This window comes from Arthrobacter sp. E3 (assembly GCF_017353415.1).
Taxonomy (GTDB): Bacteria; Actinomycetota; Actinomycetes; order Actinomycetales; family Micrococcaceae; genus Specibacter.
Map to the genome: position 1 here is coordinate 1 of NZ_JAFMPX010000001.1, position 19,476 is coordinate 19,476.

Here is a 19,476-nt window from a genome sequence, read left to right on the forward strand (position 1 = left end):
CAGCCAAATCAGCGCCTATCCCCAATGGTGATTTTTCCGTTAAGAAAGCATCATTAATTGACGGTGAATCCATGGGTGGAGCAACTCCCGTTTTCAAGGGGTGTTGCAACGACCGCTAGAACTCGCCCCATACTGGTTGGGAATAATCCAAACACTGATATTCTCAGGTGATTCGGAATCAAAATCCAATCACGCATATCGGGGGACAAATGGAAAAGAAGTGGATTTTATTGCCGATAATCGCCTCCATGGCTTTATCGGGATGCTCCACAACAGGCAAAGACCTGCCGGAAAACACTTTGTCCAGCACGTCAGCTGCAGCCATGGAAACCGCCACCACCGCGGCGCCGCAAAGTCGAGGCCCGGAAAGCACCGGCGCCATCACGGTAATCTCACCGTCTGCTCTGGCTACCCAAGACCTGAGCGACATCAAGTGCACATCAGACAACGAGGGATCGTGGTCGTTCCAGGCCACCGTCAACAATCCCGGCAACACCCAGCGCCGATACACCATTGCCATCGCCGTTGTGGCCAATGCAGTGGCACAAGGACACACAATGATCACGGTGGATGTGCCCGCCAAGGGCGCCGAGCCCGTGGCAGCAAAAGATTTCGCCATCTCTGCCGATCCCGGCGCCATCTGTGAACCCGTCATGTCGGTTGAAGATTAGGACATCATGAAGAATCGACTCATCGTCGCCACCCTTGCACTGAGCTTGTTTGGCGCCATGCTCTCCACCCCGCCGGCATTTGGCGGCGAAACGCCTGTTTCCAACCAATCCGCAACAAACAGCTCCGCGGAGCTGGCCGAACCAGCCGCCACCAAGGACGCGGCCAGCGTCACCGCTGTCGAAACGGACGTGGCGCAGCCTGCGGAAATCACGCCGGAAACTTCCCCGACGACCAATCCCGCGACTAAGCCGGAGACCCAAGCCCCGGTACCGGCCACTCCGCAGCCGTCGGAACCCGTTCAGGACAATACCGACCCGACTCCCACAGCCACGCAGGAACCAAGCGCACCGGTTCCCGCGCCACTGCTCGCTGGTTCTCCGGAGCCCCCCGCCCCGGCGAAGCCGTTGGCAGTCGAGATAGTGGTCAAGGGCGCCGTGAAGGTTCGCTGGGATTCACTCAACGGACAGAACGGCCCACTTGGCGCACCACTTTCAAAGGAAGAGTCAAACCCCGGCTACATAGTCCAGGAGTTCAAGGGCGGTTTCATCTACGTTGACGCCGGCACGGGATCCCACCATATTCTAGCCTCCAGCGCCATTGGAAAAGTTTGGTACGGCGGCGGCAAGGATGCAGCCGAAGGCTTCGGCGTCCCGGTTTCCGACGAAATTCCAGCAGAGAACGGCAGCTACCAAAAATTCTCCGGAGGCAAGTGGATCTTTAGCACCGGTCTGTCGCTCAACACCAAGGGTGGCATCGGCAGAAAGTGGCTTGCCGGCGGCGGTCTTGCAACATTGGGCGTGCCCACCAGCAACGAAATGTGCGCACTTCGCGACGGTGGGTGCCTGCAAGGCTTCAAGAAGACCACCATCTTCTGGTCCCCCACCTCCGGCTCCCACGCCGTACACGGAGGGATCTTGGGGCGCTACAAGACCAATGGAATGCAGGCCGGCCCCGTCGGCTACCCAGTTGGCCCGGAAACGTGCAACCTCCCCCAAAAGGGATGCTTCCAGAACTTCCAGAACGGCCAGATACTCTGGGTTGCCGGGACTGGTGCCTTCAGCGTCGTGATCGGTCCGATCGGAAACCATTTCAACAGCCAGGGCGGCACTGCAGGCTTCCTGAAGTTCCCCCGGGGTGAACAGGTTTGCGGGCAGTCGGACAACGGTTGCTACCAGAATTTCCAAGGCGGGGTCGCTTACAGCGCCAACTCCACGGGTGCCGCGAGCGTGCACAATGGCAAGTTCCTATCAGGATACCAACGCAGGGGCTGGCACAATGGGACGCTCGGCTTCCCCAAGGCCCAACAGGTATGCGGCCAGCCAAATGGCGGCTGCTACCAGGACTTCAGGAACGGCCGGCTCTGGTCGAATAACGCACACACCAATGCGTACATGACCATGGGTGGAATCGGATCCTCCTACACGGCAAAGGGCGGCCCCCGCAGCTACCTCGGTTACCCCATCTCCGACGAGCACTGCTCCGGCGGTCAATGCGTCCAGACATTTGTGGGTGGCTACATTGGCTGGGGAAGCGGCGGCGCCGGCGGTTACTACAACATGAGCGAGTGCCAGAACCTGAATAACGGCCGGTCCCGCTACACAACGGGCGGGGCGAACCGCGTGCTCCTGACATTTACCAACGGCTACAACCAGGCCTATGCAACAGTGATCTACTGCAAGAGGATCGCCGGCATCTACGTCACCGACTGGAAGAGTGACGGTTACGTCGGCGCCTCGGGTTTCAAGGCACCCGGCGTCCCATCAGGTCCCACCCGCAACCTGTTCTCTCCCACCGGCTCCTACACCTTCACCGAAGCATTTGGTCTGGGCAACCCCGGAACGAAGCTCGCCTACCGAACCCTGAACCCGAATTCACGCTGGGGCGGCAACCCTTGGACACCCACGTACAACAAGTACCATGAGTCCACTTCGTGGGTCGGCTGGGATGAAAACATGTGGTATTTCGCCACCCGAGCCCAGCACGACTACCGGCAGGGCGCAGTCATCAACTACAACCGGCCCAATATTGTCCAGGATGCGGGATTTGCCATCTTCCTGCATGAGAACAAGGTCCCGACGGCAGGATGCGTCTCCATCGACGATTGGGCCATGGTGGACTTCCTCCAAAAGGCAACCCCCGGTGACCGCATCATCATGGGCGTGAAGTCCGCGCTCTTCAAGTAGCACCAACTCCCCGAGTGCCGGGCCCGCCCTACTATGGCGGGCCCGGCTTTGTCGCATCTAGGAACCCCGCATAGGCCTTTGCGGCTTTCTCCATTGCCTCGAACCGTGCCGGGTTGAGTTCGGCAAAAAGTTCTGGAAGCACGACGCCGGCCAGTTCCCTTTGCCTTTCCGCGGCACCTTGGGCTTTGCACCACGTCCCAGACACCTGTCCGTCCACAACCACAGTCGCCTTGAACATGCCGTTATTGCCGGGCACGGTCAGCGGTGCGTGGTGTGAGGCAAGCGCCGCGCTTCGGTCGGTGTAACCGAGCAGATACTCGTCAAAGCCCGGCAGCAGCAACACCGAGCGTGATCCAGTCAGGGAGCCAGATTCCGTCCGCTGTGACCCCGCGCCACCGAGCATCTCGGCAGTTTCCGGTGCCAGCCAATACTGCACGCCGTCACAGTCAAGGGAAACAAGCTGGTTCTTGAGCTGTGCCAGTGCCGTGTTGATGTCCTTGAGCGTCAGTTTCGTCCACCACTGGAAATCCTTTACAGTGGCTGGCCCGTGGCTGCGGAAGTAGCGCAAGGCGAGTTCGGCGAGGGCCTGTTCTCTAGTGAGGGCCCGCGGATTCTTGATCCATTCCCTGGCATTCACAAAGAACTGTGTATTGCCGTTGCCGGCAACTTTGTCCATGGGTCCTTGGACGAGAGTTCCTTCGATGCACAGCAACCAGAGCAGGTGGGTTCCACGCTGTGCCGCTGTTTTCTGCCCGGCCTGCTCAAAGACCGCAAACAAGTCATCCCGCGAAGCCCGCCCGCCATTCTGTTCCAACAGCCCAAGGGCGAGTTCTCCCGCCTTGCCAAGGTCCGGCGTCGTGATATCCAACTGGCGGTGGCGGGTGGTCATGGATTTCGCCATGCGGCTACTCGTCAATGCGAGGATCCAGCCAAGGTCTTCTGCCGCGGTCACGTGCAGCGTTCCGCGAAGGGGCCAGGAACGGACCAGCTCACCCCTGTTGAAAGCGGCTTCCACCTCCGCCCGGGTGCTTCCCGGTGCGCGCAGGCCTATGGACCACAAGGCCCCGGGGAAGTCCTGGCCCTGCAGTGCCGTCAGTGAACGCACAACGTCCACCGGTCCCGGTGCGGGGCTGGTGGACGTTGGAAGGATTCCCTGCGCGGCCAGACGCAAGTGGGCCAATGAGGCGGGCGTGATGCTGTTGCTCATGCAGCCAATCTAGCGGACGGATTTCACCAAGAGCGCTGCGGAAGTGTTCATACTGCAGCTGGTGCGGGTCTGGACAAGAGCGCTGCTTTCATACTGCAGCCGATGCGGGTGCTGGCGCGTGTCACCCGCATTTGCTGCAGTACGGATTCCGAACTAGCGGGCGGAACGCATATTCGCCGTGATGGGGCATTCGAAGGGGTCACGCTGGCCCAGACCAACACGGTTCAAGTACTTCATGACGATCATGTAGGACTTGCCCAGTGTGGTCTCGGTGTAGGTGATGTTCCGTTCGGCGCAGTATGCACGGACCATGGGCTGGACGGCCCTGAGATTCCTCGAGGACATGGTCGGGAAAAGGTGGTGCTCAATCTGGTAGTTCAATCCGCCCATGGCCACGTCAACCCACTTGCCGCCGGTGATGTTGCGGCTCATGAGCGTCTGGCGGCGCATGAAGTCGATCTTGACGTCCTTGGGCACCAGCGGCATGCCCTTGTGGTTTGGTGCGAAGGACCCACCCATGTACAGTCCCAGTGCCATGATCTGCACAACGATAAACGAGAGGCCAATGGCCCAGCCTAGGAACCAGACGGTGAACGCGGGCAGCAGCACGAGGCGGACGAAGAGCAAGGCTATCTCGGCCTTGCGCTCCGGGACGATCTGCTTGCGGTCCAGGACACGGCCCAAGGCGGAGACGTGGAGGTCCAAGGCAGCAAGTGTCAGCAGCGGGAAGAAGAAATAGCCTTGACGGCGGGCAAACCACTTCGCGAAGCCCTTGCGCTTGGCAGCGCTGTCCGGGTCAAAAACGAGCGCTCCGGGATCAATATCGCCATCCACCCCGACCTTGTTCGGATTCAGGTGGTGCTTGCCATGCTTGTTCATCCACCAGCCGTAGCTCAGCCCAACGAACAGGTTCCCGGCAATGCGGGCCAGCCACGCGTTCTTCTTGGCGGAGGCAAAGACCTGACGGTGTGCGGCGTCGTGCGAGAGGAATGCGGTCTGTGTGCACATGAAGGCAAACACGACGGCGGTTACAAGCTGCCACCAGGTCTGTCCCAGTGTCAGGAACAAGGCCAGAACGGCCAAGTAGCCCAGTGACTGGCGCACGATCCGCAGCACGTACCACTTGACGTCGCGATCCATGAGCCCAGTGGCACGGACTTCCTCGCACAGCTGGATGAAATCCGTCACGTGGCGGTCCCGCGCAGGGCGTTTCCGGGCGACAGCAGGCGCCGGCGCGGCCATCTCTTCGAGTACATCCGGGTTGTCAAGTGTTGCTGACGACATGCGTTCTCCTCGTGCTGGACTCCGCAAAAGGAAGTGCCACGTTGATAGAAAGGTCAAAGCTTTTCATTAACACTATGAAGAACCATGGCTGTGAACATCACACCCGGGAGCCGTCTTGACCCCGTACCCGGGTACGGGGTGCGCCGCTGCACACGCAACGGAGCTGACAGCTAGAGCGAGCAGCCCACCAAAACAGGCTCCGGGACCAGGGAAATACCAAATTGACGTTCGACCCCGGAGCGCACCGCACGGGCAATCGCCAGGATGTCTTCGGTGCTGGCCCCGCCACGATTCGTAATGGCGAGGGTGTGCTTGGTGGACAAGGCAGCACGTGGCGGGGTCCCGGCGTCGTACGTGTTGCTCGTAGCCTCCCCCAGCAAGCCGTATCCCTTGGTAAATCCTGCCCTTTCAATGAGCCAGGCGGCGCTGAGCTTGACCTTGTCCCCAGCGGCGTAGCGGGGGGCATCGGACGGCAGGGTTGCAGCAGTCTCGGGGGTGACGATGGGGTTGGTGAAGAAGGAGCCCGTGGAGAAGGTGTCACGGTCGGCAGGGTCAAGGACCATGCCCTTGGCTGCTCGCAGGGACAGGACTGCGCGGCGCAGGTCCAGGGAGTTGGCGCGCTTGCCGATCTCAACGTCGAGCCTGCGCGCCAGTTCGGTGTATTTGACGGGCGCGCTCATGCGGCCCAGCAGAAGCTGGAATTCCACGCTCAGCACCACGTAACGGGGGGACCCATTCACGGTTGACGCCTTGAGCAGGGAGTGGCGGTAGCCGAATTGCAGTTCATGGTTGGTGAACGTGTGAACGGCTTTTTTCTCGCGGTCCCACGTCCGCACGGCAGCAATGGTCTGGGCCACCTCGCAGCCATAGGCGCCCACGTTCTGCACAGGGGTGGCGCCGGTGCTGCCCGGAATGCCGGACAGCGCTTCCACGCCGGACCAGGCGTGCAAGACGGATTCGTGCACAAAGTCGTCCCAGTCGTGACCTGCCTGGACCACCACGGAGGCGCCGCCGCAGGAGTCTTCCGAATCCACGGTGAAACCCTGGCTGGCAATCTTCAGCACGGTGCCATCGAAACCTTCATCGGCAACCACCAAGTTGGAGCCTCCGCCAAGGATCAGGAGAGGCTCGTCAACCTCGTCGGCAGTCCTGACGGCTGCTATGATTTCCGCCTCGGAAGCGGCCACAACGTACTTCTTGGCAGGTCCGCCCACTTCGAGGGTGGTCAGGGTACTCAGTGCCGTTTGCGCATTCACGATTCCACACTATCCCGTGGACGCACCATGCCGGTGTCATCCAAGTATTTCGGTTTACGCACCACGGGGGTGAGGAAGAACGCCACCACCAGCATGCCCAGCACCGCCAGCAGTGAATGCAGCACGCCTACGTGCTCAGCCAGCAGTCCCAGCAGAGGCGGACCACCCAGGAACGCACCGTAACCCACAGTGGAAACCACTGAAACGCGTGCCGCGGCGTGCTCGGGGTCGTCGGAAGCTGCTGACATGGCGACTGGGAAGCCCAAGGCGGATCCCAGCCCCCAAAAGACGAGTGCCGCGAGGGCAACTTCCTTGGAGGGGGCAAACACAAAGAGTCCCAAGCCAATGACGGCAAGTGCAGCACCGGCTCGCAGCACAATGACGCGGCCATACTTGTCAAGGACCACCGTTCCGGCGAAGCGGCCGACGGTCATGGCGGAGACAAAAATGCCATAGCCTATGGCGCCAAGGGCTGGAGTTGCCTGGTAGCCGTCCACCATAGCAAGGGCCACCCAGTCCCCTGCCGCACCTTCAGCCAAGCCAAGTCCCAGCACCAGGGCACCGAGCATGAGGGTGCGCGGGTCGCGCCATGCAGCGGCAATTTTGGCCTTTCCCGCACGCTTGGCCGCAGCAGCCTTCTGCCGCCCTTCACCGACACCACTGACATCCACCATCAGTGCGGTGCTGAGGAGCTTGTCTGCTTGATAGTGGCTGGTGCCCACCAGCACGGCGATGAACACCGCGACCGCCATCACACATAGGTGAATGAGTACGGGAACGTGCTGGGAAGCTGCCAGTGCACCCAGTCCCGCGCCGACCACCGTGCCAATGCTGAAGGATCCATGCAGGCGCGGCATGATGTGCCGACGCAAAGCCCGCTCCACCGCAGCACCCTCGATGTTGCAGGCAGTGTTGTAGCTGCCGGTACCCAGACCAACTAGAACAAGGCCGGTCCCCACGACTAGTGTTTCTGAAAATACCGTAGCGCCCAGGCCCATGATCATGAAGCCAACGGTTTGGATCGAGATGCCCAGCCGGGTCGTCAGCTTCGACCCCAACCGCAGCACGATCAACCCGGAGGCTGCAACCGAGACGAAAGAGCCCAGCGACATGCACAGCAGGATCAGGCCAATTTGGCCTGGAGTCAGGCCAAGGTCGTCACGAATGGCTGGAATGCGAGAGACCCAAGTGGCAAAGATCAGACCGGAACCGGCGTAGGCGATGAATACGCCATTGCGCCAGGAAGGGACGGTGTCTACCGATGCGGCACTGTTCACGCCAAGCGGACCAGTGCCTGCGCCTTGACCAAAACCTTTTGTCCGTCCAAGGTGACGGTCAAATCAATCCGTGCGGTCCCGGCGTCGGCATCCAACGCTCCGACCACGCCAGTCACTTCCACGGCAGCCCCCGGGGCGCCATCAATGTCAGCAACGGGGACAGGCTTGGTGAAGCGCGTGCCATACGATACAACGGCGGATGGGTCACCCACCCAGTCGGTCACCAACTGCACGGCCGCACCCATGGTGAACATGCCGTGGGCAATGACGCCGGGCAGTTCCACTTCGCGGGCAAAGCGTTCGTTCCAGTGGATGGGGTTGAAGTCTCCGGACGCGCCGGCGTACCTGACCAGATCCGCCCGGGAAATTTCGAGGGTCCGTGTTCCAATCACGGTCCCCACGGACAAATCTGCAATGTTCAACGCTGTTTTCGTCATTACTGCCCCTCCCCGCGCACCAAAATGGCGGACACGGTGGTGGCCACGGATTCCCCGGCCACCGTTGAAATTTCGGCACGGGTGGTGATCATGGCCCCGCCGCCCATGCCGCGCACTGCGTCAACATGAAGTTCAGCAACGAGCTCGTCCCCCGCGACAATGGCCCGGTGGTGGGTGAAGCGTTGTTCCGCGTGCACCACGCGGGTGAAGTCAATGCCTGAGTCAGGGTCGTTGATCAGCAGAGCATCAGCGCGCTGGGCGACGATGATGGCGTAGGTGGGCGGGGCCACCAGGTCGGCGTGGCCCAGTTCCTTGGCTGCTGCAACATCAAAGTGTGCTGCGTTGACAGCCTTGACGGCGCGGGCAAAATCACGAATGGATTCCCTGCCCACACTGTAGATTTCACTTAATTTGTAGCTGCGCCCCTGCAGCTCGGGATTGATGGTCATGGGCTTAAGCCTATCGCCCGGAGCCGGCCCCGAATGCACTAGCTCCGCGTGCCGGACCGCATTTTTGCCACGATGTCCAACAGCGACTCCATGTCCATGTGCTCCTGCTGGTCCTGCTGCGCCTCCACGCCGGCGGGGAAACCAAAAATGGTGGCGTTGTAGTACATGCCGTCACCGAGCAGCATGACCGCACGCGCCACCGCGGGCTCCCCCACATCGCTGAGAATCAGTTCAAGCCAGCGGGCGTGCAGTTCGGTAAATGTGTGCCGAACAGCGCCGTCGTCGCTTTGGATCAGGCGCGTGGCAGCAACGATGGCCCGGTCGAAGGGTGTGCCCCCAAAGACGCTGGTGCGAATGTAGTAGCTGGCGCAGCCTTGAGGGTCTTGGGCCATGGCGACGAAGTCCTGCTCCGCGTACTCCCGAAGCTTGCCCAGGAGGCCTTCCGTCAACGCTTCTTTGCTTTTGAAGTGGTACAGCAGCCCGCCTTTGGAAACGCCTGCCGAAGCGGCCACCGCATCCAGGGTCGCCGCACGCGGACCGTCGCTGATGAGCAGGTCAGCATAGGCGTCCAGAACCCGATCCCGGGCTGGGGGGTGATTAATCATGATTCCAGCCTACAAGAAGTGACGAAGTACACCGTCCAGCCGGTTTACTGTACCGGCTGGACGGTTTAGACTCGAAAGCATGGCCCTGACAACAAGCACCCCCAGCATCGACTCTGCAAAGTCCCCTCCCCGGGCAGGAATCCGTTCATGGATCGCCTTGGCTGTGCTGATGCTGCCAGTTTTGCTGATCTCCGTTGACAACACGGTGCTCAGCTTCGCCATCCCGTCCATCTCCTTGGCACTGGTCCCGTCAGCGTCGGAATTATTGTGGATCATTGACGTTTACCCGCTGGTGCTGGCAGCCTTGCTGGTGCTCATGGGCAGCCTTGCAGACAGGATCGGACGGCGGAAACTGCTGCTGATCGGCAGCACCGGATTCGCCATTGTTTCCGTGATGGCCGCCTTTGCGCCATCTGCCGGCGCCTTGGTTGGCTACCGCGCCCTGTTGGGCTTCTTTGGTGCCATGCTCATGCCGGCAACACTGTCTCTGATCCGCAATTTGTTCCTTCACCCGGATCAGCGCCGAACGGCCATTGCCGTCTGGGCTGCGGGCTTTTCCGGAGGCGCTGCACTGGGCCCGATCATCGGTGGCTTCATTTTGGAGCACTTCTGGTGGGGCGCAGTGTTCCTGCTCTCCGTTCCCGTGCTCATCCCGCTGTTGATTCTGGCCCCCATCTTCGTCCCTGAGTCCAAGGACCCGAACCCTGGGAAGATCGATCCCCTCAGCATCCTGCTCTCTTTTGGTGCCATGGTGCCCACGCTGATCGGCATCAAGGAAATCGCCCAGTCAGGCATCTCCGCCGTGAACGTGGCATTCATCATCGCAGGCATCACCCTGGGTGTACTTTTCGTTCGCCGGCAACTTCGTCGCGCACACCCCATGATGGACATGAGCCTGTTCAAGAACCCTGTCTTCAGTGGCGGCGTGCTGGCCAATTTGCTGAGCATCTTCGCCCTTGTGGGGTTCTTGTACTTCGTCACCCAGCACCTTCAGTTGGTGGTTGGCCTCTCCCCCACCCACGCAGCGTTTGTTTTGGTGCCCGGGCTCGCCATCACCATCGTCTCCGGCCTGGTGGCGGCCAAACTGGCCAGTCGTTTCAAGCCTTCTTACTTGGTTGCTGGAGGTCTGCTGCTCAACGCCACCGGATTCTTGATCGTCTGGCTCAACACCGAAGGCTCGGTTGCTGGCATCGTCGCAGCGTTCGCGGTACTTGGTGCGGGTGTAGGCATGGCCGAGACAATTTCCAATGACCTGATCCTCTCCGCGGCTCCCCCGGCCAAGGCTGGGGCTGCCTCAGCCATCTCGGAAACGGCCTATGAGGTGGGCGCAGTGCTGGGAACCGCCATTTTGGGCAGTGTGCTTGCTGCCGCCTACAAGCTGAACGTTGTACTCCCGGCCAGCATGTCTTCGGCGGATAAGGAGTCCGCAGGGCAGACGCTAGGTGGTGCTATCGACGTGGCCAGCTGGATGCCGCCCCAACAAGCGGAAGCCCTGCTGGCATCGGCAAAACATGCCTTCGATTCCGGTTCAGGCATTGTCGCCATGGTGGGCGTTGTGCTCATGCTCGGTGCGGCCTTGATGTGCCTGCGCACACTTCGCTCGGCACAATCCAGCCCGGAGCCGGCAAGCCACTAGGCTTTACGGCGTTTGAGGGCTTCCTTCTCAGCGCTGCGCTTCTCTGCAGCCTTCAGCTCCTTGCGGATATTGCGGCCACGCAACCCCAGCGAAATCATGTGGGCCAGAAGTCCGACGCCAATAAGCGGCAGTCCTATGAACGTCATGGCCGGTGTCGCGGTCACGGCGCCGAGGACAATAATGACGATGCCGATGAAGGTGAGCCCCATGCCGGCAAAGACCACGTATTTGTATGCGGGCGGAGCTGTTTCCCAGAAGTCGTTAAGCACAGCCCCAGTCTAGCCGGGTTGCCCACCCGCTCCAGTCAGCACCGACGACTGTGGGGCACCCCGGTGACCCGGAATGCCCCACAACGTTCACTGGTGGTGCTAGTGGCTGCGCTTAGAGCGCCGGCTGGACGCCGTACGCGATGGCCAGCTTCATGATCTTCTCAGCACGGCCTAGGCGGGGAAGGTCGGAGCCGTCGCGGATGACACCGCCGCGGGCTTCAAAGTCGTCCATGAAATCCTTGGCCCAAGCGACATCTGTCGGCGTGGGGCTGATGACCTCATTGATGATGGTGGTCTGGTCGATGGCCAGGCACAGCTTGCCCGTCATGCCCATGGAGACCGTGATGGCCGACTGCTCGCGCAGGATCGGGTGGTTCGTGCCGACGGTGGGACCGTCGATGGGGCCGGGCAGGTTGCCGACGCGGCTGGCGACGACGAGCTTGGCACGCGGGTAGGCCATGGCTTCGCGGTCTGCGGCCATGCCGGTGTCGCGGCGGAAGTCGCCGGAGCCGAAGGCCAGGCGGAAGGCGCCTTCTGCGCGGGCAATGTTGTTGGCTTCTTCGATGCCCAGGGCGGACTCAACCAGTGCCAGGACGCGGGTCTTGCCGTCGAGACGATGGTAGGTCTCCTTGACCTGTTCAGCGTTCTCGGTCTTGGCCAGCATGACGCCCAACAAGCCGGGGACGTTGCGCAGGTTGGCTACGTCGTCGGCCCAGAAGTCTGAGTGGACGTCGTTAATGCGAACCCAGGCTTTGCCACCGTTGCGCAACCATTTGATGACGTCTTCGCGTGCGCCATCCTTCTTCTTCGGGTCCACTGCATCTTCGATGTCCAGCACGACGGCGTCTGCGCGCGAGGCGACGGACTCGTCAAAGATCTCCGGGCGCGTGGCCGGAACGAGCAGCCACGAACGGGCGATCTCGGCAGGAATATTGCGGATGCGGGCAGGTGCGGAGGCTGGTTCGTTTCCAACAGAGGTAGACATGCTTCTACCGTATACTCCTATCCCGTTTGCCGTCCTGTGAGATTCCACAACGCTTAGTCACATCCGCTGGACAAATACACCATTTTTTCACGATGCGATATTTATATCTCATAATCTGACTTAGGCATGATCGCGGTTCGCTAAGCACTGGCGTCATCGACTGAGTGCACCAATTCTGCCTAGCCTCCAAGGTAGGCCAGTAAATCGCCGAACGGCTGACGGTTCCCCTTCACCTTTGAGTCAGCTTCAACATCCATCGCGCCCCCGAGCTGCTGCTGACTGATCTCCGACAGGGACCAGCCAAGTGGGGCTGCGAGGGCGGGCACGCTGTTGGGAGCTACGACGACGACGGACCTACCACCTAGTGCAGTCCGCACACTGTCCACGGCCGCAACGCAAGGGTCACCTGTGGTTCCTGCGGGGCACACGTTGGAATCGGATTCCAGCCGCTGGATCCACGCCGCAGACCCCACCTGCAGGTTCTTGGCGTGCAGACCCACTATGGGGACCAAAAGCTCCGCGGTAGCCTGTGGTGCTCGAGGCACAATGTCCGATCCCGGCGAGTTTTGCAGAAACAGAAATACTGGAACAACTATGTCCTTGGTGGCCACAGCAGCATCACAGGCTTCATCAGGCCTGTTCGTCGGCGCTGCATTCTTACCTGACGCTTGAACAACACAATAGTTATGCTGCAGTACCTTGGCTTGCAAGTTTGGCCACACATCCGTGATGGTCCCCAATGCAGAGCCTTCCGAATAACCACCGTCGATGAGCTGAAAACCTGATTCCACCTGGCATTCCAGCTCGCCCTTGGAGTTAGTTGCTGCAACGGGGATCCTTCCCGCCGGGGAAATAATGGGAAACCGCCCCGACAAAAGGGTAGCGGTGGACCAGCGAAGTGACAGTGGACATTTTGTGTTCGATCCCAACAGGTCCACGGAGGTGGGAAACCCCTGCGGAGTGGTGCAATGGATGCCCGGCTCAGCTGGGCCTGCATTGACAATCCCCGAGGGCAGGCGCAGCTGGCTGATCACGACTCGGCATCCGGTCCCGGTGTCCGTTGAATTCAGCAATAGCGCACCGGTGGGGCCGGTAACGTTGGCATCAAAGGGACTTGCAAGTTTGCCGGCAGATTGTTCCCACAGCGATTCGACAAGGCCCGCCCGGTCGTTCCAGGCAAGGAGTTCTGCGCCTGTGGCTGGGTCATTGAACCGTGTTGGGACCTTAAGGCCCGTGCCGGCAGCGACGGTGTCACCCACGATGGCACCGGTGACAGCCGCACCCAACGGTCCTGGCTTGGCCAGTTCCTTCATCTTGTCCATCGCTTCACCGTCGTACAACCTGCTCAAAGTCAACCCAAGAGAGCCACCGCTGACGCCAGAGGACAAAATCACGGATTCTTTCGCACACTTATCCGCCACTGCGAGTTTTTCAAAGGCCCGTACTGTCCAACTGGCAGCTCGAATACCGCCGCCCTCAGCGGCAACCAGAATCATGGGACGCACCCGTACGTCTGGGTGACTGGAATTTTCCGTACCGCCGACGTCCACAGTGCAGGCAGCTTCATTCTTCAACCACTTCTCAAAGTGCGCCTCAACCGTGGGCCTTACGCTGTGTGAGACCGACCCCGCGGCCACAGCGCTTGGCCTCAAGCTATGCAGTCCCTGGGTTCCACCCAAGGATGTGCCAGCCAGCAGCGTGACGGCAATGAGAGTCAGGATGGGGTTGGCGGTCAAACCCATGCTGGCAAAAATCCGTAAGGGACGCTGATCCTGCAATGACACGACCAGCAGTCCGATGACGACCGCCGACCCACATGCGAGCAGCGTTGCTGTTCCCGGCACGCCTGCCACACCGCTAGCCTCCACCGGGATCACAACGAAGACTGTCAGCATCGTGGCGAAGAACGCGAAGAGCACCACCGATCCGCTGACAACTTCCACGCTGACAGCCGTACGTGGGTCCATGAATTTACCCAAAGCCAAGTGGTTCACGAGCGCACCAGCGGGAAAGGCCAAAACCACTGTCAAAACACCCAACACAAAGAAGAGCCAGGCCGCAGCAGTTTCGTCGGCAATGTACTGCCCTTGGGACCATGCCAGCACCAGTGGGGCAGTAAAAGACCGCACCAAGGACATGCCCGCAATGGCGACAAACACCATGGACAACACGTCACCGCAACGCCAGGAATCCCAAGCCCGCAAGTAGTCAGGTTTCTCACGCTTGGGCATCGGGTCGTTGCCTCCCAGTTTCTCGAGGCACAAACTCACCCCCACGACAACAAAGGAGATGGAGAGGATGGCAATCAATGGAGCCCCGAACGGCCAATAGATATCCCACGGCGTGTGAAGCATTACCACTGAGCCAGTGGCTAGAAGTACGGGCGGCGCAAGCCACAGCCAGTAGTAGGGCCTCTTACCTGGAATACGGCCAAACTTCACCTGCAGCCAGTCTTCATGGGTATGAAAGAGCCTCCAGATCAATTGGCTGCGCCGCCTCCCGACAAAAAATAAGCCGAAGGCAACCACCAGCACTACGGAGGTCGTTATGAGGAACGGGCCTGGTCCCGCCTCAATCCATGCTCGTTGTGTGTCCGGCATCTGGTCATTGACGCCTGCAATGGGCAACAAGGCCAACGCAGCAATCAGCAGTATGGCGAGGAGGCTGATCCTATGGATAAACAGTGCCTGCCAAGACCGCCTCGCCACCTTAAAGAACGCTAATCACAACCATGGAACGGCAAAGAAACTCACGATAAGGGCCGCCAAGCCCAGCCATTTGATCGTTGTCACTATAGGAGCCGCAGCCAACCATCCTGCGATACCCTGCGGGCTTGACCCAGTACCCGGTTGAAGCTGGCCAAGTGTCACAAGCTGGAGTGCGCTCTCGGTTAGTTCACTCACCAGAATCAAGAAAACCAGACCACGAATCCAACGCCACTGCCAAAGCAGGCGCAAGAGAAGAGCCGTGTACAGACAAGCGAAAATAGCATCCAGCATGAAATAGGTTCCGAGCAAAATGGCCATTTGCCTGTCTATGATCAGCATTGCCTGAACGGGACCCTCAACGTCGTCCCTGCTGCCAACATTCAGATTGCTCCACAGGCTCCAGTTTTCCTGCCCAAGGCGGGGATCGATTGCCTGGAGCGAACTGGCCGAAGCGCTCCTGCCCGTGGCTGTGGCTGCGCTGGCAATGAGCCTGTCCACTTCCGCCATGGAGATCCATAAAGTTAAGGCGAGAACCGCCAACGTCCCCGTCAACCATTGGGTCATTCTGGCCTGCTGGACAGCCTCGCGCCGAGGAAGGTGCTGTCTCCGCCCAACAGGAGAAGGTTTGGACTTGAACCAAATTACCAGTGCATTCATATCAGGCCCCTGACGCTGGTATGAAATACGTCACAGTATTTTCAGTACAGTTGACACCCGTCCAAGACGCTGTGTCAAGGTTTGTCTCAGCTGTCCGGCATGATCATGGTTCGCAAGTCCAGCTGCCTCAGCAACCTGTCCACCACTTCAGGATCAACCCCGGGCTCATTCCGGGCGCTGAGTACTTCGGAACGTGCCGCATCGAGCGCTATGGTCTGCACAGCAATGGCCAGCTCGCGGCCTCGGCGTGCACGCTCTTCCACTGGCTCATTGTCCAAGCCACCGTCGAGGAGTTCGGCGTGAAGTCTGCGCATCTTTTCCTTCACCAGCGCGATTTTTTCCGGTGGAAGGTTCTTGATGAGTCCGTTGTCGCGCAGCGCGGCCACGGCCGCCTCCTGGGCGCGCATGGCCAGAACCTTCGTTGCCTCGCGTTCTCCGGAGCCGTCGTCGGTCGCTTTCAGCACACGCATGAGCAAGGGCAGGGTCAGGCCGGGCAGTACGAGCGTGGCCAGCAGCACGGTACAGGCGATCACAATGATCTCGTGCCGGGCGGGGAACTCCGCCCCAGTCGGCAGGACAGTTGGCAGGGCCAGGGCCAGTGCTAGAGTGGCCAGGCCGCGCATGCCGCACCAGGCAAGGATCACGACGTCCTTGAAGCTGGTGGGCGGCGGGGCACCGTCTTTCCTTCTGGACAACAACGCGAGCAGGCCAAACCACAGGAACCTGATCAAGATGACAAGCACACTGATCGCCACAGCAAGAGGCAACATGCCCCAAATCGCGGCCCCCTCCGTGTTGACGACTTCCCTGACTTCCAGTGCCACCAAGCCAAAGGCCAGCCCCGTGGCAAGCAACTCGACCACATCCCAAAAAGCAGCCCTGGTGACGCGCTCGGTGGCGTCTTCGGCACGGGCATGGCGTTTGATTTCCAGCGCCGTGACAACCACGGCAATGACGCCCGAGGCGTGCACTTCCTCAGCAAGAATGTAGGCAGCAAAAGGCACCACCAGCGTCACGGCACTGCGGGCCACCGATGACGAGATGAGCCTGGTGATCATCCCGGTAACCCAACCCATGAGCATGCCCACCAGGATGGCCAGGGCTGCGCCGAGCAGGAAGCTCCCGATGACCCCGAGCCCGAAAGGGTGCCCATCCATGGCGCTGGCTACTGCTGTCTGAAAAATGACAATCGCGGCGGCGTCGTTGAACAAGCCCTCGCTTTGAAGGACTGTGATGAGTCGCCGGGGCATGTGGACGCGCCCGGCGACTGATTCCACGGCAACAGGGTCCGGCGGGGCGCACATGGCACCCAGCGCCAAGGCTGCGGGAATACCAATACTGGGAATCAGCAGCCAGGCAGCTCCAGCCACCGCAGCAGTGGACACGGCCACCAGAGCCACAGCCAGCAGCAGGATGGTGCGCCAACGGACACGGAACACACCCCAGGAACTCTTCTGGGCCGTGGCGAAAAGCAGCGGTGGCAAAAAAATGGGCAGAATCAGTTCCGGGTTGATCCGCAGGTCCGGAAAGCCGGGAAGGAACGTAAAGGCTCCGGCCATGATGAGCATGAGCACCGGGTAGGGCAGCTTGAGCTTGTCCCCCAAACCGACCGCAATCACAGTGGCAAAAAGGAGCCCGACGATCAATATGAGCTGTTCCACAGGGTCGGTTTTACGGGTTCAGTGCCTCGTCAATAGGCACGGTTCCGTCTGTGAACTCGATGGTGCGCATGATGGTGTCCGGCCGCTCCAAGACGGCCGCGGCGACCAACGCCACGTTGGCCCGCGAGGTGTGCTGCGGGTCTGCCCCGTCCCGCTCAGTGGCTGGCGCAGGGTTGATCAGGCCAGTGGGGGCATCCAGGGTCAAACTGCCGGGGGCGAGGATGGTCCAGGCCAGCTGGCTCGCGCGCAGTTGCGCGTCCGCAGCCGCCTTCGCCTCAGCGTAGGCAAAGAAGCTGTTCTCCGGTGGAACACCGTGGTCAGGCCCTGCGCCGAGGTAGGAGATCATGACGTAGCGCTGCACACCGGCCGCCGCAGCGGCCTCCATCGAAGCGATTGCAGCGTCGCGGTCCACAGCGTAGGTGTGCTCGGGGCTTCCGCCGCCTGCTCCGGCTGACCAAATGATGGCGTCGTGCCGGGCGAATAGATCGGTGAGTTCGGCAACTGAGGAGGACACGACGTCGTGCATCACCGGGGTGGCCCCGGCGGCCACCACCTCGTCAATGTGTCCTGCATTGCGGATCACGGCCGTCACCTCGGTCCCCGCCGCTTTCAGCAGCGGCGCCAGCAACAGCGCCACCTTCCCGTGTCCGCCAATGATCAAGACCTTCTTCAACATCGTTGTTCCTTCCAGTGGAGATTGCCGCTTATAGGCAGCCTACGCCACTGTCTGCCTGAGAGGCCGGGACCCGGTATGTCAGTTGTCCACACGGAACGCCCTCTGCAGATCAGCCTGCGGGGCACAACAAAAAACCCGCAATCTCCGGCCCGAGGGGCGGAGATTGCGGGTTCTTCCTGCTGTAGCGGCACCGAGACTCGATCTCGGGACCTCACGATTATGAGTCGTGCGCTCTAACCAACTGAGCTATGCCGCCATAAATAAGAATGGCTCGTGCCACCCCGGACAAACCGTCTTGACACGAGCTTTCTCATTTGCGAGCCCCCCACCGGAATCGATCCGGTGACCTCGTTCTTACCAAGAACGCGCTCTACCACTGAGCTAGGGGGGCAACGAGAAAATACTTTACCAGTGGTTTTGTCTTATGCGAAATCGGGGTTACTAGCAGCCAAAAAGTCCCGAATTCCCGCAGTATCTGGGCGCTTGTTCAGCCATTTTCTACCGGTACGCCTAATCCCTGCTGCGCTGTCCGGAGACGTCCATGGCACAATTCTGGCCACCACCAAGAATCTGAGTGAAAACGCCGCGCCGAAAGGTCCAAAAAGGCCATTTTTGAGAGGAAAGTCACAGCCTGCTATGAACGTTGCCGGCCGAAGGGCCAGTAATCCGCGCTGAGAACCCCCTGGTCTGAAAAATCTGCGGGCTGTCCCTGCGGAAGTGTCCACGCCGGCCCATGCCCGGGCAGCAACCAGACCAGCTCCGGCCTTTCCATTTTCGCCGCAGCCTCCCGGATGCCGGCAGGATTAACATGAAACGGGGCGGGCAGCAGTTGGAGTCCTTCCCACGGGCTGATGGCGTGCCCACTGATCAGCACGTCCCCACACACCAGCAGGCAGGCATCCTTGCACAGGTAGGCCGTGTGGCCCGTGGTGTGCCCTCCGGTGTGCATTGCCTCCAACCCGCCGGGTACGGAGGCCAGCACTGCCTCGTCCAGAGGCTGGACCGCCTGCACTGCTACGTCACCCAGGCCACCGGCCGCCACGGCATGGGCCGCCCAAACTAGTACCCGCGGAGCCAATACACGCCAGCCCAGGTCCTTGACCGTGATCTGCTCCGAGATTTCACGGCGTATGTTGGCCAGTTCCAGCTCGTGGGCGTACACCGGCACGCCGTGGGCGGCCACCAGAGCGGCGGAACCAATATGGTCAGAATGACCGTGCGTGATGAGCAGCGCGGCACAGTCGTCAAGGCTTCGGCCTACATGGGCCAACGACGCCAGCAACCGGTCCCAGTCTCCTGGGTAACCGGTGTCAATGAGCGTGAAACGCCGTGAATCGGGTTCTGTGAGGATCACCCAGTTGACGGCTGGCCCCTCAACGAAAAAAACGCCCGGCAGCACCTCAATGACAGCCCGCCCCACAGTCCACTTCACCATCACGCCTCCTTTCTCGTATCCAGAGTTGTCGCATTCAGGCGCAGCGGCTGTAACACGGCCCGAACCCTCCCAAAAATGA

At 60.7% G+C, this 19,476-nt stretch carries 17 protein-coding genes and 2 tRNA genes; 3 read left to right on the forward strand and 16 right to left on the reverse strand.

What is annotated here, in order from left to right; translation table 11 throughout:
* The first annotated feature begins 248 nt into the window (after nucleotides 1–248).
* Nucleotides 249–671: a hypothetical protein gene (locus JMA46_RS00005; RefSeq protein WP_207343253.1), complete on the forward strand. Its 423-nt coding sequence runs from the start codon at nucleotides 249–251 to the stop codon at nucleotides 669–671.
* 6 nt (nucleotides 672–677) lie between these two features.
* Nucleotides 678–2,855, forward strand: a complete 2,178-nt coding sequence (locus JMA46_RS00010) for a hypothetical protein (protein WP_207343254.1) — start codon at nucleotides 678–680, stop codon at nucleotides 2,853–2,855.
* Nucleotides 2,856–2,886: 31 nt separating this feature from the next.
* On the opposite strand, the gene JMA46_RS00015 is transcribed toward JMA46_RS00010, so the two are convergent.
* The 7 genes from JMA46_RS00015 to JMA46_RS00045 all read right to left on the reverse strand — a co-directional run bounded on the left by JMA46_RS00015 (nucleotide 2,887) and on the right by JMA46_RS00045 (nucleotide 9,370).
* Complete coding sequence (locus JMA46_RS00015; RefSeq protein ID WP_207343255.1) at nucleotides 2,887–4,062, reverse strand: winged helix DNA-binding domain-containing protein; 1,176 nt, start codon at nucleotides 4,060–4,062, stop codon at nucleotides 2,887–2,889.
* A 153-nt stretch (nucleotides 4,063–4,215) separates the two neighbouring features.
* A complete protein-coding gene (locus JMA46_RS00020) occupies nucleotides 4,216–5,346 on the reverse strand; it encodes an acyl-CoA desaturase (protein WP_247646926.1) in 1,131 nt (376 codons plus the stop codon).
* A gap of 170 nt (nucleotides 5,347–5,516) precedes the next feature.
* On the reverse strand, nucleotides 5,517–6,602 hold the full coding sequence (locus tag JMA46_RS00025; protein WP_207343256.1) for a UDP-N-acetylmuramate dehydrogenase: 1,086 nt from the start codon (nucleotides 6,600–6,602) through the stop codon (nucleotides 5,517–5,519).
* Nucleotides 6,599–7,879 (reverse strand): MFS transporter, encoded by a 1,281-nt coding sequence (locus JMA46_RS00030; protein WP_207343257.1) that lies wholly within the window; start codon nucleotides 7,877–7,879, stop codon nucleotides 6,599–6,601. Before JMA46_RS00030 ends, JMA46_RS00025 begins: the two co-directional genes overlap by 4 nt.
* Nucleotides 7,876–8,316, reverse strand: coding sequence for a MaoC family dehydratase (locus JMA46_RS00035; RefSeq protein ID WP_207343258.1), 441 nt, complete (start codon nucleotides 8,314–8,316; stop codon nucleotides 7,876–7,878). Before JMA46_RS00035 ends, JMA46_RS00030 begins: the two co-directional genes overlap by 4 nt.
* Entirely contained in the window at nucleotides 8,316–8,765 is a 450-nt protein-coding gene (locus JMA46_RS00040; protein WP_207343259.1) for a MaoC family dehydratase N-terminal domain-containing protein, read from the reverse strand. Before JMA46_RS00040 ends, JMA46_RS00035 begins: the two co-directional genes overlap by 1 nt.
* A gap of 38 nt (nucleotides 8,766–8,803) precedes the next feature.
* A complete protein-coding gene (locus tag JMA46_RS00045) occupies nucleotides 8,804–9,370 on the reverse strand; it encodes a TetR/AcrR family transcriptional regulator (protein ID WP_207343260.1) in 567 nt (188 codons plus the stop codon).
* A 79-nt stretch (nucleotides 9,371–9,449) separates the two neighbouring features.
* On the opposite strand from JMA46_RS00045, the gene JMA46_RS00050 reads away from it, so the two are divergent.
* Nucleotides 9,450–11,006 carry an MFS transporter gene (locus JMA46_RS00050; protein WP_207343261.1) on the forward strand — a complete coding sequence of 519 codons (1,557 nt, stop codon included), beginning with the start codon at nucleotides 9,450–9,452 and terminating at the stop codon, nucleotides 11,004–11,006.
* Here JMA46_RS00050 and JMA46_RS00055 read toward each other — a convergent pair.
* From JMA46_RS00055 to JMA46_RS00095, 9 genes are all read right to left on the reverse strand, one after another.
* A complete protein-coding gene (locus JMA46_RS00055) occupies nucleotides 11,003–11,275 on the reverse strand; it encodes a DUF3188 domain-containing protein (protein WP_207343262.1) in 273 nt (90 codons plus the stop codon). The genes JMA46_RS00050 and JMA46_RS00055 overlap by 4 nt on opposite strands.
* Nucleotides 11,276–11,387: 112 nt before the next feature.
* Nucleotides 11,388–12,260 (reverse strand): CoA ester lyase, encoded by an 873-nt coding sequence (locus JMA46_RS00060; RefSeq protein ID WP_207343263.1) that lies wholly within the window; start codon nucleotides 12,258–12,260, stop codon nucleotides 11,388–11,390.
* A gap of 179 nt (nucleotides 12,261–12,439) precedes the next feature.
* Nucleotides 12,440–14,968 (reverse strand): hypothetical protein, encoded by a 2,529-nt coding sequence (locus tag JMA46_RS00065; RefSeq protein WP_207343264.1) that lies wholly within the window; start codon nucleotides 14,966–14,968, stop codon nucleotides 12,440–12,442.
* Between the two features lie 15 nt (nucleotides 14,969–14,983).
* Nucleotides 14,984–15,475 (reverse strand): hypothetical protein, encoded by a 492-nt coding sequence (locus JMA46_RS00070; protein ID WP_207343265.1) that lies wholly within the window; start codon nucleotides 15,473–15,475, stop codon nucleotides 14,984–14,986.
* Between the two features lie 236 nt (nucleotides 15,476–15,711).
* Nucleotides 15,712–17,286, reverse strand: coding sequence for a Na+/H+ antiporter (locus JMA46_RS00075; RefSeq protein WP_207343266.1), 1,575 nt, complete (start codon nucleotides 17,284–17,286; stop codon nucleotides 15,712–15,714).
* A gap of 10 nt (nucleotides 17,287–17,296) precedes the next feature.
* Nucleotides 17,297–17,959: an NAD(P)H-binding protein gene (locus JMA46_RS00080; RefSeq protein WP_207343457.1), complete on the reverse strand. Its 663-nt coding sequence runs from the start codon at nucleotides 17,957–17,959 to the stop codon at nucleotides 17,297–17,299.
* 185 nt (nucleotides 17,960–18,144) lie between these two features.
* Nucleotides 18,145–18,218: transfer RNA gene (locus tag JMA46_RS00085), tRNA-Met, on the reverse strand.
* Nucleotides 18,219–18,281: 63 nt separating this feature from the next.
* Nucleotides 18,282–18,353: transfer RNA gene (locus JMA46_RS00090), tRNA-Thr, on the reverse strand.
* Between the two features lie 243 nt (nucleotides 18,354–18,596).
* Nucleotides 18,597–19,397, reverse strand: a complete 801-nt coding sequence (locus JMA46_RS00095) for an MBL fold metallo-hydrolase (RefSeq protein WP_207343267.1) — start codon at nucleotides 19,395–19,397, stop codon at nucleotides 18,597–18,599.
* Between the last annotated feature and the right edge of the window lie 79 nt (nucleotides 19,398–19,476).